Source organism: Rhodococcus sp. 5G237 (assembly GCF_053764735.1).
Genome location: NZ_JBSNCD010000001.1, coordinates 99,551 through 115,253 on the forward strand (window position 1 = coordinate 99,551; position 15,703 = coordinate 115,253).

At 66.9% G+C, this 15,703-nt stretch carries 12 protein-coding genes; 9 read left to right on the plus strand and 3 right to left on the minus strand.

All coding sequences use genetic code 11. The features are described 5' to 3' along the window. Positions 1–3: 3 nt before the first annotated feature. The 9 genes from ACWPOC_RS00480 to ACWPOC_RS00520 all read left to right on the plus strand — a co-directional run bounded on the left by ACWPOC_RS00480 (position 4) and on the right by ACWPOC_RS00520 (position 12,289). Complete coding sequence (locus ACWPOC_RS00480; RefSeq protein ID WP_120280745.1) at positions 4–1,215, plus strand: cytochrome P450; 1,212 nt, start codon at positions 4–6, stop codon at positions 1,213–1,215. A 2-nt stretch (positions 1,216–1,217) separates the two neighbouring features. Next, positions 1,218–2,210, plus strand: coding sequence for a 2Fe-2S iron-sulfur cluster-binding protein (locus ACWPOC_RS00485; protein WP_183070602.1), 993 nt, complete (start codon positions 1,218–1,220; stop codon positions 2,208–2,210). 317 nt (positions 2,211–2,527) lie between these two features. After that, complete coding sequence (gene benA, locus ACWPOC_RS00490) at positions 2,528–3,901, plus strand: benzoate 1,2-dioxygenase large subunit (RefSeq protein ID WP_120280747.1); 1,374 nt, start codon at positions 2,528–2,530, stop codon at positions 3,899–3,901. 14 nt (positions 3,902–3,915) lie between these two features. Next, the gene (gene benB / locus ACWPOC_RS00495; RefSeq protein WP_120280748.1) at positions 3,916–4,419 is read left to right on the plus strand and encodes a benzoate 1,2-dioxygenase small subunit; all 504 of its coding nucleotides are present in this window, start codon (positions 3,916–3,918) and stop codon (positions 4,417–4,419) included. A 32-nt stretch (positions 4,420–4,451) separates the two neighbouring features. Further along, a complete protein-coding gene (gene benC, locus ACWPOC_RS00500; RefSeq protein ID WP_016691753.1) occupies positions 4,452–6,071 on the plus strand; it encodes a benzoate 1,2-dioxygenase electron transfer component BenC in 1,620 nt (539 codons plus the stop codon). Beyond that, positions 6,068–6,865 (plus strand): 1,6-dihydroxycyclohexa-2,4-diene-1-carboxylate dehydrogenase, encoded by a 798-nt coding sequence (locus ACWPOC_RS00505; RefSeq protein ID WP_016691752.1) that lies wholly within the window; start codon positions 6,068–6,070, stop codon positions 6,863–6,865. The genes benC and ACWPOC_RS00505 overlap by 4 nt, the downstream gene beginning before the upstream one ends. Positions 6,866–6,965: 100 nt before the next feature. Next, on the plus strand, positions 6,966–8,309 hold the full coding sequence (locus ACWPOC_RS00510; RefSeq protein WP_120280749.1) for an MFS transporter: 1,344 nt from the start codon (positions 6,966–6,968) through the stop codon (positions 8,307–8,309). Next, complete coding sequence (locus tag ACWPOC_RS00515) at positions 8,306–11,035, plus strand: helix-turn-helix domain-containing protein (RefSeq protein ID WP_120280750.1); 2,730 nt, start codon at positions 8,306–8,308, stop codon at positions 11,033–11,035. The genes ACWPOC_RS00510 and ACWPOC_RS00515 overlap by 4 nt, the downstream gene beginning before the upstream one ends. 12 nt (positions 11,036–11,047) lie before the next feature. Continuing rightward, positions 11,048–12,289 (plus strand): benzoate/H(+) symporter BenE family transporter, encoded by a 1,242-nt coding sequence (locus tag ACWPOC_RS00520; protein ID WP_455408004.1) that lies wholly within the window; start codon positions 11,048–11,050, stop codon positions 12,287–12,289. Here ACWPOC_RS00520 and ACWPOC_RS00525 read toward each other — a convergent pair. The 3 genes from ACWPOC_RS00525 to ACWPOC_RS00535 all read right to left on the minus strand — a co-directional run bounded on the left by ACWPOC_RS00525 (position 12,279) and on the right by ACWPOC_RS00535 (position 15,623). Then, positions 12,279–14,678, minus strand: coding sequence for an ATP-binding cassette domain-containing protein (locus ACWPOC_RS00525; RefSeq protein WP_455407826.1), 2,400 nt, complete (start codon positions 14,676–14,678; stop codon positions 12,279–12,281). The two genes, ACWPOC_RS00520 and ACWPOC_RS00525, sit on opposite strands and share 11 nt — an antisense overlap. Positions 14,679–14,757: 79 nt before the next feature. Continuing rightward, entirely contained in the window at positions 14,758–15,168 is a 411-nt protein-coding gene (locus ACWPOC_RS00530) for a VOC family protein (RefSeq protein WP_026061047.1), read from the minus strand. A 5-nt stretch (positions 15,169–15,173) separates the two neighbouring features. Continuing rightward, a complete protein-coding gene (locus ACWPOC_RS00535; protein ID WP_026061046.1) occupies positions 15,174–15,623 on the minus strand; it encodes a helix-turn-helix transcriptional regulator in 450 nt (149 codons plus the stop codon). Positions 15,624–15,703 lie beyond the last annotated feature (80 nt).

The window sequence follows — 15,703 nt, forward strand, 5'->3', positions numbered from 1 at the left end:
CCGATGACCAGCACCCTTTCGTGGCTCGACGAGATCACCATGGAAGAACTCGAGCGCAATCCGTACCCGGTCTACGAGCGCTTGCGCGCCGAAGCTCCGATCGCTTTCGTGCCCGTCCTCGGCGCCTATGTGGCATCCACGACCGAGGCGTGTCGTGCGGTCGCGGCCGGCGACGACTTCGACGGCATCATCACCCCCGCCGGTGGCCGCACCTTCGGTCATCCCGCGATCATCGGCGTCAACGGCGATATCCACCGCGACCTGCGGTCGATGGTCGAACCCGCCCTCCAGCCCGCCGAAGTGGACCGCTGGATCGAAGATCTCGTCCGCCCGATCGCACGACGCTACGTCGAGGCGTTCGAAGCCGACGGCAGGGCCGATCTCGTGGCCCAGTTCTGCGAGCCCGTGAGCGTGCGGTCGCTCGGGGACCTGCTCGGACTGAAGGATGTCAGTTCGGACAAACTGCGCGAATGGTTCCACAAGCTGTCGGATTCGTTCACCAACGCGGCGATGGACGAGGACGGAAACTTCCTGAGCCAGGAACGTTTCGACGAGGGCGACCGCGCCAAGGACGAGATCCGCTCCGTCGTCGATCCGCTGATCGACCACTGGATCGAGCATCCCGACGACAGCGCCATCTCGCACTGGCTGCACGACGGGATGCCCGAGGGACAGACGCGGGATCGCGACTACATCTACCCGACGCTGTACGTCTTCCTCCTCGGTGCCATGCAGGAACCGGGACACGCCATGAGTTCCACTCTGGCCGGCCTGTTCACCCGCCCCGAACAGTTCGAGGCCGTGGTGGACGAGCCGGGACTCATCCCCCGCGCGATCTCCGAAGGGATGCGCTGGACCTCGCCGATCTGGTCCGGCACCGCACGTATCGCCAAGCGTGACACCGTCGTGTCGGGAATCGAGATCAACGAGGGTTCGGTGGTGATGCTGTCCTACGGGTCGGCGAACCACGACATCGACGTGTTCGACGCCCCCAGCTGCTACGACCTGACCCGTCCGCCGCTCCCGCACCTCGCCTTCGGTGCCGGCAAGCATGCCTGCGCGGGAATCTACTTCGCGAACAACGTGAGCCGCATCGGTCTCGAAGAACTGCTCGAGACCATCCCCAATCTCGAACGGGACACCTCCGAGGACGTCGAGTTCTGGGGTTGGGGTTTCCGCGGCCCGAAGACCCTGCACGCCCGGTGGGAGATCTGACCATGTCGTACACACTGACCGCGGGCACCGGCGTCGTTCCCTGCGAACCCGGCCGGACGGTGCTGGAAGCGTTTCTGCGCAACGGCAACTGGATGCCCAACTCCTGCAACCAGGGCACCTGCGGCACCTGCAAGATCAAGGTCCTCGACGGCGAACTCGATCATCGGAACTCGCCGGAGGAGACACTCACCCCCGACGAACTCGCGGACGGATTCGTCCTCGCGTGCCAGGCCACACCGCGCGGCGACGTCGTCTTCGAGACCCCCGCAACGGAGGAATCCGCCGGCACGCATGTGCTGCGCGACGTCGTCGCCACCGTCACCGAGGTGCGCGACATCGCCGCCGACACGCGCAAGGTGTTGCTCACCGCCGACGAACCACTCGAGTTCTCGGCAGGGCAGTACGTGGAGGTGACGGTTCCCGGGACCGAGATCCGCCGGCAGTACTCGCTCGCGAATCCGCCCTCCGAGGCCAAGCAACTCGAACTGCACATCCGCCGGCAACCCGGTGGAATCGCGAGCGAATGGGTCTTCGAGCGCATCGACGTGGGTGAACGAGTCGCCGTCACCGGCCCGTACGGCGACTTCACCTTCGATCCGGAGGGCACCGGCCCGATCGTCCTGCTCGGCGGTGGGACGGGCCTCGCCCCGCTCGAGGCCATCGTCCGGCAGGCGCTCTCCCTCGCCCCCGACCGGCAGATCCTCCTCTACCACGGGGTCCGTACCTGCGCGGACCTGTACGACGCCGACTTCCTCCGCGAACTGGAGACCCGCCATCCCGGCTTCCGCTACGTCACCTGCGTGAGCAGGGAGAGCGGCGGAGACCGCGAAGGCTACGTCACCGACGCATTCCTCGAGGACGTCGCGTCCGCGAAGGAGTTCACCGGCTACATCTGTGGATCGGACGCATTCGTGGAAGCATCGGTGAAGGCGTTCAAGCGTCGCCGCATGTCGCCGCGACGCATCCGGCGCGAACGGTTCACCCCGGCCGGCTGAGTGCCGTCTCCCCGTACCGCTCGTGCGTCCGCGCTGCTCCGGCACCGCGATGCGCTCGAGCGGTACGGTCGTGTCGAAGGGTCTTTCCGCCTCCCGCCCCCGAGGGCCTTTCGACCCTCCACCCAGGGGTCCTAGGTATCCCTAGGCATTTGCCTGGTGTGACCGTAGCCACAGGCTGTCATCGTGGAGATATCGCCGGACACATCGCGTCGAGCCGGACCGGAAACCCGGTCACCACGAATCTTCAGTACAGGCTCGGCCGCGTCGGACACAGCCCCGTCCGTCCCGGGAACGAAGCCCGATACCTGGAGGATCCCATGACCGACATCGTGGAGCACGTGCGCACTCGCCTCGACGGCGCACTCGTCGAAGACCCGAGCACCGGGCGGTACCAGATCCGCCGCGACGTCTTCACCGACGAGGAGATCTTCGAACTCGAGATGAAGCACATCTTCGAGGGCAACTGGGTGTACCTCGCCCACGAGAGCCAGGTCCCGAACGTCGGTGACTACTTCACCACGTACATCGGCCGCCAGCCCGTCGTCATCAGCCGCGACAAGGAAGGCGAGCTGCACTGCCTGATCAACGCGTGCAGCCACCGCGGTGCGATGCTGTGCCGTCGCAAGACCGACAACCGCACCACCTTCACGTGCCCCTTCCACGGCTGGACGTTCCGCAACAACGGAAAGCTGCTGAAGGTCAAGGATCCCCGCGACGCCGGCTACCCCGAGCAGTTCAACACCGACGGCAGCCACGACCTGCGGAAGGTCGCTCGTTTCGAGAGCTACCGCGGTTTCCTGTTCGGCAGCCTGAATCCCGACGTCAAGTCGCTCGAGGATCACCTCGGCGACACCACGAAGATGATCGACATGCTGGTCGACCAGTCGCCCGAGGGCCTCGAGGTGCTGCGTGGTTCGTCCACCTACACCTATGACGGCAACTGGAAGCTGCAGGCGGAGAACGGTGCCGACGGCTACCACGTCTCGGCCACCCACTGGAACTACGCGGCGACCACCGCGCGTCGCACCGCCGGTGAGTCCAGCAACGAGACCAAGGCGATGGATGCCGGCACGTGGGGCAAGCAGGGCGGCGGCTACTACTCGTTCGACCACGGTCATCTGCTGCTGTGGATGTGGTGGGGCAACCCCGAGGACCGTCCGCTGTACCCGCGCAAGGACGAGCTGGCGAAGGAGTTCGGCGAGAAGAAGGCCGAGTTCATGGTCGGGGCCTCGCGCAACCTGTGCCTGTACCCGAACGTGTACATCATGGACCAGTTCTCTTCGCAGATCCGGCACTTCCGCCCGATCTCCGTGGACAAGACCGAGGTGACGATCTACTGCATCGCACCGAAGGGTGAGAGCGCCGAGTCCCGCGCCAACCGGATCCGTCAGTACGAGGACTTCTTCAACGCGACCGGCATGGCCACCCCGGACGATCTCGAGGAGTTCCGCTCCTGCCAGAAGACCTACCTCGCGACCGCCGCACCCTGGAACGACATGAGCCGTGGCGCGACCCACATCCTCAACGGACCCGACGAGGTCGCGAAGGATCTCGGGATGACGAAGGTGCTGTCGAGCGGTGTCAAGACCGAGGACGAAGGCCTGTACCCGATCCAACACGGCTACTGGCTCGAAACGATGCGCGAGGCCATCGCCGCCGAGAGCTCCGCCGCCGACCCGTCCGCGCTCTGAGAGGACCCGGAATCATGACTGCTGTAAGCGAATTCACGCAGACCGACATCGAACAGTTCCTCTACCGCGAGGCCCGGTTGCTCGACGACCGCGAGTTCGAGCAGTGGCTCGAGTGCTACCACCCCGACGCCGAGTACTGGATGCCGGCCTGGGACGACGCCGGTGCTCTCACCGAGAACCCGCAGACCGAGATCTCGCTGATCTACTACCCGAACCGTGGTGGCCTCGAGGACCGGGTGTTCCGCATCCGGACCGACCGTTCGTCGGCGACCTCGTTGCCCGAACCGCGTACGGGACACAACATCACGAACGTCGAGATCCTCGAGCGTCGTGGCACCGAGATCGACCTGCGGCACAACTGGTTCTCGTTGTACTTCCGCTACAACACCACCGACACCTACTTCGGGACCACCTTCCTCACCCTCGACGTCTCGGGCGCACAGCCGGTGATCAAGAAGAAGAAGATCGTCCTGAAGAACGACTACATCCACCACATCGTCGACGTCTACGTCGTCTAGTTCCACCCCGATCACGAAAGGAGGCACGTGCCATGGCTTACCAGGTGGCATTGAGCTTCGAGGACGGGGTCACCCGCTTCATCAAGGTCAACCCGAACGAGACCGTCGCCGACGCCTCGTACAAGGCACGCATCAACATTCCGCTCGACTGCCGTGACGGCGCGTGCGGAACCTGCAAGGCCTTCTGCGAATCGGGCAGCTACGACGGCGGCGACTACATCGAGGACGCCCTCACCGACGAAGAGGCCGAGCAGGGTTACTGCCTGCCGTGCCAGATGATGCCGGAATCCGATCTGGTGGTGCAGATCGCGAGCACCTCCGATGTCGCGAAGACCGCGGCTGCGTCGTACACCGCGACCATCACGGATCTGCGCCGCTTCTCCGAGAGCGTCGTCGGGTTCACCGTCGAGATCGACAACCGCGACGATCTGGTGTTCCTGCCCGGGCAGTACGTCAACATCGGCGTGCCCGGCAGCGACGACGGCACCGGCAAGCCCGCGACCCGCTCGTACTCGTTCAGCACCGGTCCGAACGAGAATTCGCTCGCGTTCCTGGTGAAGATCACCGAGGGCGGTCTGATGTCCGAGTACCTGCGCGACCGCGCGCAGGTCGGCGACACCCTCGAGTTCACCGGCCCGTTCGGCAGTTTCTTCCTGCGCGAGCGCAAGCGCCCGTCGCTGCTGCTCGCCGGCGGCACCGGCCTGGCGCCGCTGCTGTCGATCCTGTCGAAGATCGAGGCCGACGGCTCCGACCATCCGGTGCACCTGATCTATGGCGTCACCTTCGATCACGACCTCGTCGAACTCGACAAGCTCGAGGAGTACACGAAGAAGCTTCCGAACTTCACGTTCGACTATTGCGTGGCCGACGAGTCGTCGTCCGCTCCCAACAAGGGATACGTGACGGGCCTGTTCGAGCCGTCGCATCTCAACGACGGCGATGTCGACATCTACCTGTGCGGTCCGCCGCCGATGGTGGAGGCAGTTCGTAACCACCTGTCGGACAACGGCATCAATCCGACGAACTTCTACTTCGAGAAGTTCAACACGTCCGCGACCCCGGGCGGGGCAACCGCCCCGGTGGCGACGGACGCGGAGAAGGCCGCTGCCGAGAAGGCTGCCGCCGAGACCGGCCGTCCGGTGGTGCTCGAGAACCCCGAGCCCGGCAACTACGAAATCGGTGAGGAGCATCCGCCCGTCGCCGAGTCCGACGAACAGTTCGATGCCCGTATGGCTCTCGAACTCGGCGTCGTCGAACTGACGATCGGCCGGCTCACCCCCGAGCAACTCGTCGAGTTCCGCATCCTGGCCGAGGCGTCCGGCGCCTCGGTGGAGGGTGATCACTTCACCGACGCCGCGGCGTTCACCGACACCAACGCGGCCTTCCACGAGTTCCTCTTCCGTTGCTGCACCAACCCGGTCCTGCTCGAGGCCTACAACAAGCTCGAGGTGACCCGGCTGATGAAGCAGGTTCTGCGCGACGCGCAGTGGGTCGAGGAGCACATCGTCGACGAGCACATGAAGATCGTCGAGGCGTTCGAGAAGGGCGACAAGGCCGCCGCGCGCGACCTGATCGTCGTCCACTCGCAGCACGCCAAGGAGACGATGCGCCGCGCCATCGCCAGCGGCGCCCCGGCAGGTGCCTCTTCATGACCGAGACGAAGATCTTCCCGGGCCGGTTCGACGGCCGGTGCCTGACGATCACCGGCGCCGCGCAGGGCATCGGTCTCACGGTGGCGACCCGCATCGCCGCCGAGGGCGGTGAGGTCGTGCTCGTCGACCGCGCGGACCTCGTCCACGAGGTGGCCGAGCAGCTGCGCGAGGCCGGCGGCAAGGCGCATTCGGTGACGGCGGATCTCGAGACCTTCGAGGGCGCAGAGGAGGCGATCTCCCACGCCGTCCGCACCACCGGCCGCATCGATGTGCTGATCAACGTCGTCGGCGGCACGATCTGGGCCAAGCCGTACGAGCACTATGCGCCGGAGGAGATCGAGAAGGAGATCCGGCGGTCGCTGTTCCCCACCCTGTGGACGTGCCGCGCCGCCGCTCCCCATCTGATCGAGCGACGCGCCGGCACGATCGTGAACGTCTCGTCGGTCGCGACCCGCGGCGTCAACCGCGTGCCGTATTCGGCGGCGAAGGGTGGGGTCAACGCGATCACCGCGTCGTTGGCTCTCGAACTCGCCCCCTACGGGGTCCGCGTGGTGGCGACCGCACCGGGTGGCACCGTCGCTCCCGAGCGGCGGATCGCGCGCGGTCCGTCGCCGCAGTCCGAGCAGGAGAAGGCCTGGTACCAGCAGATCGTGGACCAGACCGTCGATTCCTCCCTGCTCAAGCGGTACGGCACGCTCGACGAGCAGGCCGCCGCGATCTGTTTCCTGGCCTCCGAGGAGGCCTCCTACATCACCGGCACGGTTCTCCCCGTCGCCGGAGGCGATCTGGGCTGACCGCCCCTCGCTCGGCCTCACCGGAGGCGCCAGTCCCTCCGGTGAGGCCACTTTTCTCCCCGAATCAGCTTGTGACTCCCCTCACAGACCGGAGCAGCTCATGACCCATGCCACGCAGACCTGGGCCAGTCCACAACATCGGCGCAGCGTCGTCTGGATCGTCGCGCTCGCCACCCTCGCGATCATCTTCGACGGCTACGACCTCGTCGTGTACGGCACCGTCCTTCCCACCCTGATGGCCGATCCGACCCAGCTCGGGGAGATCTCCGCCCAGCAGGGTGGTGCCCTCGGCTCCTACGCGCTCATCGGCGTCATGGTCGGCGCACTGCTGACCGGAGCGTTCGGTGACCGCGTGGGCCGGCGCAAGATGATGTTGATCAACATCGTCTGGTTCTCCGTCGGCATGGGTGCGGCGGCCTTCTCCACGAGCATCACGATGTTCGGTGCGCTCCGCTTCTTCACCGGCATCGGCGTCGGTGGTCTCGTCGCCACCGCCGGAGCCGTGGTCGCCGAGTTCGCTCCGCCCGGCAAGCGCAACCTGTTCAACGCCATCGTCTACAGCGGTGTCCCCGCCGGCGGTGTGATGGCTTCGCTGCTCGCGATCCTGCTGCGCGACGCCATCGGCTGGCGCGGACTGTTCCTCATCGGCGCGTTGCCCCTCGTCATCCTGCTTCCACTGGCGTTGGTCAAGCTTCCCGAGTCGCCCGCATGGCTGCAGTCGCGGGGACGCTCCGACGAGGCGCAGCAGGTGTGCGAGAAGTTCGGTTTCCCGCTGCCGTCCGCAGCACCTGTCGCCTCCACCGAGAAGATCGGTTTCGCGGCACTCGCGACCCGCAAGTACGCCCTCGGTACGGGACTGCTCGGCATGATGAGCTTCGCCGGTCTGCTGCTCACCTACGGCCTCAACACCTGGCTGCCGAAGATCATGGCCGACGCCGGCTACAACGCCAACGGCTCGCTCGCATTCTTGCTCGTCCTCAACGGCGGCGCCATCATCGGCGGCCTGCTCGCATCGAAGGTCGCCGACGGCCGCGGACCGCAGTCCGTCATCGTCACCACCTTCTTCCTCGCGGCCGTGGCCCTGGTGCTGCTGACCCTCGGTTTCCCGCTGCCGGTGCTGCTCACCGCCGTCGCGATCGCCGGTACCGGCACGATCGGCACCCAGGTGCTCATCTACGGGTTCGTGTCCAACTACTACGACACCCCGGCTCGCGCCGCAGGTGTCGCATGGTGCGCCGGCTTCGGTCGCCTGGGCGGCATCGTCGGCCCGGTCATCGGCGGTCTGCTCATCGGTGCAGGCTTCGCGAACAACGTGAACTTCTACATCTTCGCAGGTATCGCACTCGCCGGCGGTCTGGTCACCTGGTTCGTGCCCCGTCCGGCCGGCACCGTCTCGCCGGTCCGCAGTTCCGACCGCCCCGCGCCGACTACCGTGGATGTGTGACGGACAACAGTGTGCTGATCGGCCGGAACTCCGAGTTGATGCAACTCGAACGCCTCCTCGACGAAGCCCGCGCGGGTGTTCCCTCGCTGGTCCTCGTCGAGGGGGCATCCGGCGTCGGAAAATCCTCCCTCGTCTCGTATTTCGTCGCTCGCCACGACGACCTCGTCGTCCACGACGCCACCGGGGCACGCTGGGAGGCCGACCATCCCTGGTCCGTGCTCGAACAGCTGCTCGGTGAGACCGTCACGGCCGGCGACCCGGTGGAGGCGGCACGCACGCTCCTCGACCGGATCGACGACGTGACGGTGATCGTCGTCGACGACGCGCACTACGCGGATGTCGAGTCGCTGCAGTCGCTGTCGTCGTCGCTGAGGCGAGCGCACGGACGTCCCCTGCTCATGATCTGGATCGTGCCCGACGTGCTTCCCGACGACGTCGCTCCGGCGACCGCAGACCTCCTCTCGAACAGCCACCGTGTGGACACCCTCCACGTCGGCGCTTTGGCGCCACCGGATGTCGCGCAACTCGCGCTGCATCGCATCGGCGTCGATCTGTCCGCGTGGACGGCACGTCGCCTGCAGGAACACACTCTCGGTAACGCCCGCTCGATCCTGCAACTCCTCGACGAGATCCCCCGCGACGAATGGCACCGCTGGCAGGCACGTTTCCCTGCACCGAGACAACACGCGGGGAAGGTGAGTCGCATCCTCGCCCGATGCTCACCGGACACGCGCGCCCTCGTCGAAGCGGTCGCCGTCCTGGACACCGCCGCGACGCGGGGAGCCACCGAATCGCTCGCGCTCGTCGCCGAACTCGCCGAGGTCGGTGATACGACCGGACCGCTCGACGAGGCCCACCGGCTCGGCTTGCTCACGATGCGTGAGCAACGGGGCGTGGTGTCGCTGTCGTTCCCCGATCCCATGACCCGCGCCGCCGTGGCCGACGAGATCGGCCCGGCGCGCTGGCACAGCCTGCACGAGCGCGCCGCTTCGCTCGTCGACGACGAGGGTGCCCGGTTGTTCCACCTGGTGTCCGCGACACCGACCGGCAACGAGGAACTCGCCGCCGACCTCGACGCCTACGCCCGGCAGTGCGCCGCCGACGGCGCCTGGTCCCAGGCGGCCGAAGCGCTCATCACCGCGAGCCGCATCACTCTCGACCGAGAATTGCGGACCCGCAGGATGATCCGCGGTGTCGACGCGCTGACCGGTGCGGCGGATCTGCCCCAGGCACAGACGTTCGTCCCCGAGATCGAAAGTGTGCCGAGCGGGCCGATGCGCAACGCCGTACTGGGCTATCTCGCCATCCAAAGGGGGCGAGCCGCGGAAGCGCATCACCTGCTCAGCGAAGCGTGGTCGATGCTCGACGATCCGAATTCCGAACCCGAACTCGCCGCGACGATCTCCCAGCGTATGGTGCTGCACTCGCTGGCGAGGCTGCGCGGCGACGATCTCGTCCTGTGGGCCGATCGCGCGGCGGACACCCTTCCCGAGACGGCTCCGCCCGTCGTCGAGTCGCGGGCCATCCGCGGACTCGGACTGGCGATGACCGGTCGCGTCGATGACGCTGTAGAATCGTATTCTGCTCTGTCCGAAGGAATTCGGCTCGGGGCACAGAGTCAGCGCATCCGCATGGCGGAGGGGTGGCTCGCGTTGGTGCTCGACCGGCCCGATCTCGCACGGACCGAACTCGAGGCGGCCGAACCCACCACCTTCCGCGGCGGGTCACTGCGTATCTCGCTGTGGGCGCAGGCGTGGCTCGCGCGAACACAATTCGCACTCGGTGCGTGGTCCGACGCGCTGCGCACCGTCGACCGCGCGGCGGCGCAACTCGATGCGACTCAACTCGATCTGCTCCGGCCGCTCGTCCACTGGACCGGCGCCCAGGTCCAGGCGCTGCGTGGGAACTGGACCGCCGCACGTGAACACGCCCATCGTGCCCGCGCCGGGAACAACGACTATTCGCTCATGCTCGTACCGGCCTGCCTCTGCCTGGCGCAGTGCGCCGAAGTGGTATCCGACTACACGAGCGTGCTGCGTTATCTGCAACCGATCGTCACCCTGCGCGAGCGGGGAGCGGTCGACGAACCCGGTCACTGGCCGTGGCCGGATCTCTACGGCAACGCACTCGTGATCACCGGGCGCGTGGACGAGGCCGACGAATTCCTGCGGCGGCACGAGGAACTCGCCGCCGAACGCGGTCATCGGTCCGCCAAGGCGCGCCTCGGTTACGTGCGCGGCCGGATCCTCGGTGCCCGCGGCGACATCGACGCCGCCCGCGATGCGTTCGAACGGGCGCTCGACGAGATCGACACGCTGCCACTGCCCTACGACCGTGCGCGCATCAACTTCGCGTACGGCCAGACGATGCGCCGCGCGGGGCGTCGCCGCGACGCCGACGCGGTGATCCGCACCGCCCGCGAACTGTACTCGTCGCTCGGTGCCGTCTCGTACGTCGAACGTTGCGACCGGGAACTCAAGGCCGGTGGTCTTCGCACCGGCAACGGCGAGACCGAGACCCCGCGTTCGGATTTCACGACCCTCACTCCGCAGGAACGCGCCGTGGCCACACTCGTCGCGTCGGGCCGCACCAACAAGGAGGTCGCCGGTGAGCTGTTCCTGTCCGTCAAGACCGTGCAATACCACCTGACCCGCGTGTACTCGAAGTTCGGCATCCGCTCGCGCAGCGAGCTCGCCGCGAAGTTCCGACAACAGGATCGAGGTTGACCATTGACCGCCGTGGACGATCGCCCCACCGCCGAGACCGATCTGTTCGAACGCCCCGTGCGTCCCGTCGTCGGACCGCGCGGAATACTCCGGGATCTCGGCCCGCGATACGCCGCGAACGGTCTGATCGGACTCATCTTCTCGTGCACCGGACCGGTCGCGGTGATACTCGCCGCCGGCGCTGCGGGCGGGCTGAGCGCACCGCAGTTGGCGTCGTGGATCTTCGGGGTGTTCGTCCTCAACGGGCTGCTCACCATCGTGATGAGCGTCGCCTACCGGCAACCGCTCGGATTCTTCTGGACCATCCCCGGCACCGTGCTGGTCGGCGGGTCGCTCACCCATCTGAGCTGGGCGGAGGTGGTCGGCGCGTTCTTCGTGACAGCGGCCCTCGTGACGGTGCTGGGGGCGTCGGGACTGGTGCGCCGAGTGATGGAAGCGTTGCCGATGCCCATCGTCATGGCGATGGTCGCGGGAGTGTTCCTGAAGTTCGGCATCGATCTGGTTTCGGCGCTCGGTTCCGACGTCGCCATCGCCGCACCGATGGTGATCGTCTTCCTCCTGCTCAGTTCCGTTGCGGTCCTCGGTAAGTGGATGCCTCCGATCCTCGGCGCCCTGCTCGCCGGGGTGGGCGCAGTCGCGCTGTCGGGCCGGTTCTCACCGTCCGGGACCGACAGCGCGGTCTTCGCCGCACCGGTGTTCACCGCCCCGCAGTTCACGTGGTCGGCGATCCTCGAACTCGTCGTGCCGCTCGCGATCACCGTGCTGGTCGTGCAGAACGGGCAGGGCATCGCGGTGCTGCGCTCGGCCGGGCACAACCCGCCCGTCAACGTCTCGGCGATCGCGTGCGGACTGTGGTCCTTCCCTGCCGCGTGCGTCGGCGCCGTGTCGACCTGTCTGACCGGACCGACCAACGCACTGCTCGTGTCGTCGGGCGAACGGTCCCGTCAGTACACCGCGGCGATCACGTGCGGGACGCTGGCGATCGTCTTCGGATTGTTCGCGCCGCTGTTCGTCCGGTGGATGATCGCCGCACCCGTCTCGTTCGTCGCGACCCTCGGCGGCCTGGCGATGCTCAAAGCGTTGCAGGGCGCCTTCGTGGCCGGGTTCGCGAGCAAGCACACCATGGGTGCGCTCGTCGCGTTCGTGGTCACCGCCTCGAACATCACCGTCTGGAACATCGGCGCGGCGTTCTGGGGGCTCGTCGCGGGTGTGGCCGTGTCGTGGCTGATGGAGCGTCCGGACTTCAGCCGCTGATCCCGACCCCGACGTACTCGGCGAGGTGCTCGCCGGTGAGCGTCGACCGCTGCTCCACCAGTTCGCTGGGGGTGCCCTCGAAGACGATGCGTCCGCCGTCGTGGCCTGCGCCGGGACCGAGGTCGATGATCCAGTCGGCGTGGGCCATCACGGCCTGGTGGTGTTCGATGACGATCACCGACTTGCCGGACTCGACGAGCCGGTCGAGCAGACCGAGCAGCTGTTCGACGTCGGCGAGGTGCAGGCCCGTGGTGGGTTCGTCGAGGATGTAGGTCTCCCCCTTCTCGGCCATCGCGGTGGCGAGCTTGAGACGCTGCCGCTCACCACCCGAGAGCGTGGTCAGGGGCTGGCCGAGCCGCAGATACCCGAGGCCGACGTCGGACAGTCGCTGCAGGATCTTCGACGCCGCCGGGGTGCGCGCCTCACCGTCGGCGAAGTACTCCTGAGCCTGGGCGACGGACATGCCCAGCACCTCGGCGATGTTCTTCCCCGCCAGGGTGTACTCGAGCACCGCGGCCTGGAAGCGCTTGCCCTCGCAGTCCTCGCAGACCGATTCGACGGTGGCCATCACCCCGAGGTCGGTGTAGACGACACCGGCACCGTTGCAGGTCGGGCAGGCGCCCTCGGAGTTGGAACTGAACAGGGCCGGCTTGACACCGTTGGCCTTCGAGAACGCCTTGCGGATGGGTTCGAGCAGACCCGTGTAGGTCGCCGGGTTGCTGCGACGCGAACCCTTGATGGGGCTCTGGTCGATCGTGACCGCGCCGTCGCGGTCGGCCACCGAACCGTGGATCAGCGAACTCTTGCCCGACCCGGCCACGCCGGTCACCACGACGAGCACGCCGAGCGGGATGTCGACGTCGACGTTCTGCAGGTTGTGCGTGTCGGCGCCGCGGACCTCCAAGGCGCCGTTCGGGGTGCGCACCGTCGGTTTCAGCGACGCCCGGTCGTCGAGGTGGCGACCGGTGAGGGTGTCGGCACGCCGCAGTTCGTCGACGGTGCCCTCGAAGACCACCTGTCCGCCCTCGGTGCCGGCGCGCGGGCCGAGATCGACGATGTGGTCGGCAATCGCGATGGCCTCGGGTTTGTGTTCGACGACGAGCACGGTGTTGCCCTTGTCGCGCAGTTGCAGCAGCAGGTTGTTCATCCGCGCGATGTCGTGCGGGTGCATGCCGATCGTCGGTTCGTCGAAGACGTACGTGATATCGGTCAGCGACGATCCGAGATGGCGGATCATCTTGATGCGCTGTGATTCTCCGCCGGACAGGGTGCCGGTGGGGCGGTCCAGCGACAGATATCCCAGCCCGATGTCCGCGAAGGAGTCGAGCAGATGACGAAGGTTCTTCAGCAGCGGAGCGACCTGCGGAAGATCCAGTCCGCGCACCCATTCGGCGAGATCGCTGATCTGCATCGCGCACACGTCCGCGATGCTCCTGCCGTCGATCTTCGACGACCGCGCCTCGGGGGCGAGACGCGTCCCTTCACAATCCGGGCATGTGGAGAAGACGACGGCCTTCTCGACGAACGCACGGATGTGCGGTTGCATCGCGTCGAGATCCTTGGACAGGAACGACTTCTGGATCTTCGGGATCAAACCCTCGAAGGTGACGTTGACGCCCTCGACCTTGACCTTGGTGGGTTCCTTGTAGAGCAGGTCGTGGAGTTGCCGCTTGGTGAACTTCGCGATCGGCTTGTCGGGATCGAAGAAGCCGCACCCGCGGTAGATCCGGCCGTACCAGCCGTCCATGCTGTAACCGGGGATCTTCAGGGCACCCTCGTTGAGCGAGAGACCGTCGTCGTATAGCACGGTCAGGTCGAAATCGGAGACCGACCCCTTGCCCTCACATCGCGGGCACATGCCCCCGAGCCGGTTGAAGGTCACCTTCTCGGCCTGGGTCTTCCCCGCGCCCCTGTCCACCGTCACCGCACCGCTGGCCCGCACCGACGGCACGTTGAACGAGTAGGCGTTGGGCGGACCGATGTGCGGCTCCGCAACCCGGCTGAACAGGATGCGGAGCATCGCATTGGCATCGGTGGCGGTGCCCACCGTCGAGCGCGGATTCGATCCCATCCGTTCCTGACCGACGATGATCGCCGCGGTGATGCCGTCGAGCACGTCGACGTCCGGGCGGGCCAGGGTCGGCATGAACCCCTGCACGAACGCGCTGTACGTCTCGTTGATCAGACGCTGCGACTCGGCGGCGATCGTGCTGAACACCAGCGAACTCTTGCCCGAGCCGGACACACCGGTGAACACCGTCAATCGCCGCTTGGGGATCTCCACACTGATGTCGCGGAGGTTGTTCACGCGCGCTCCGTGGACCCGGATCGCGTCGTGGCCGTCGGCGACGTGCGCTGCGTGTGCCGGTGTGTCCTTCGTCGAGGTCATGTTCGAAGACTCCAGTGGTCGTATGGATGCGGGCGGAACGGGTGCGACGATCGGAGAGTAAGCCCGATCGTGGGATCGGTCAGCGCAATTGCTGGATGCGGACCATGTTGCCCGCGGGGTCGCGGAGGGCGCAGTCGCGGACGCCGTACGGCTGGTCGGTGGGTTCCTGGACGATCTCGGTGTCGCCGGCCTGCAGTTGCTCGAACGCCCCGTCGAGATCCTTCGTCGCCAGGATGATCGACGCGAAGGTGCCCTTGGCCATCATCTCGGCGATGGTGGCGTTCTCCTCCTCCGTGATGCCGGGGTCGGCGTCCGGCGGGTACAACACCAGGGACGTACCGGGAGTGTCGCTGCGGCCGAGGGTGATCCAGCGCTTCCCGGCGTAGCCGACGTCGTTGAGGACCTCGAAGCCGAGGGTGTCGCGGTAGAACGCGAGGGACGCCTCGGGATCGGTGTGCGGAAGGAATGTCTGGTGAATGGTGATGTCCATGCCGATCACGGTATGACCGGCGGACCCGTCCGCGCTTCTCGATTCCTGATCGGTCTGGTGACATTCTTCGCCACGCACGACGGGATGCCGTTCGTCTCCTCGGCCGCCTGCTTGCGGTACACGCTCGGGGGCACGCCGACGAGTTCCGTGAACCGGGTACTGAAGGTGCCGAGCGACGAACAGCCCACCTCGAAGCACACCTCGGTGACGGTGAGGTCGCCGCGTCGCAGCAACGTCATGGCCCGTTCGATGCGCCGGGTCATGAGATACGAGTAGGGCGACTCGCCGTACGCGAGCCGGAACTGGCGGCTGAGGTGGCCGGCCGACATGTTCACGCCGCGGGCGAGGGCCTCGACGTCGAGGGGCTGGGCGTACTCGCGGTCGATGCGGTCGCGGACGCGTCGCAGCAACGCGAGGTCGCGCAGGCGCTGATCGGTGACGGGTTTACCGGGCACGGGTCCGATCGTGCCACGATGCGCCGCCTCGATCCTGTCGTCGTGCGCTTCCACAGCACACCCGCCCCGCGAGGATCCCG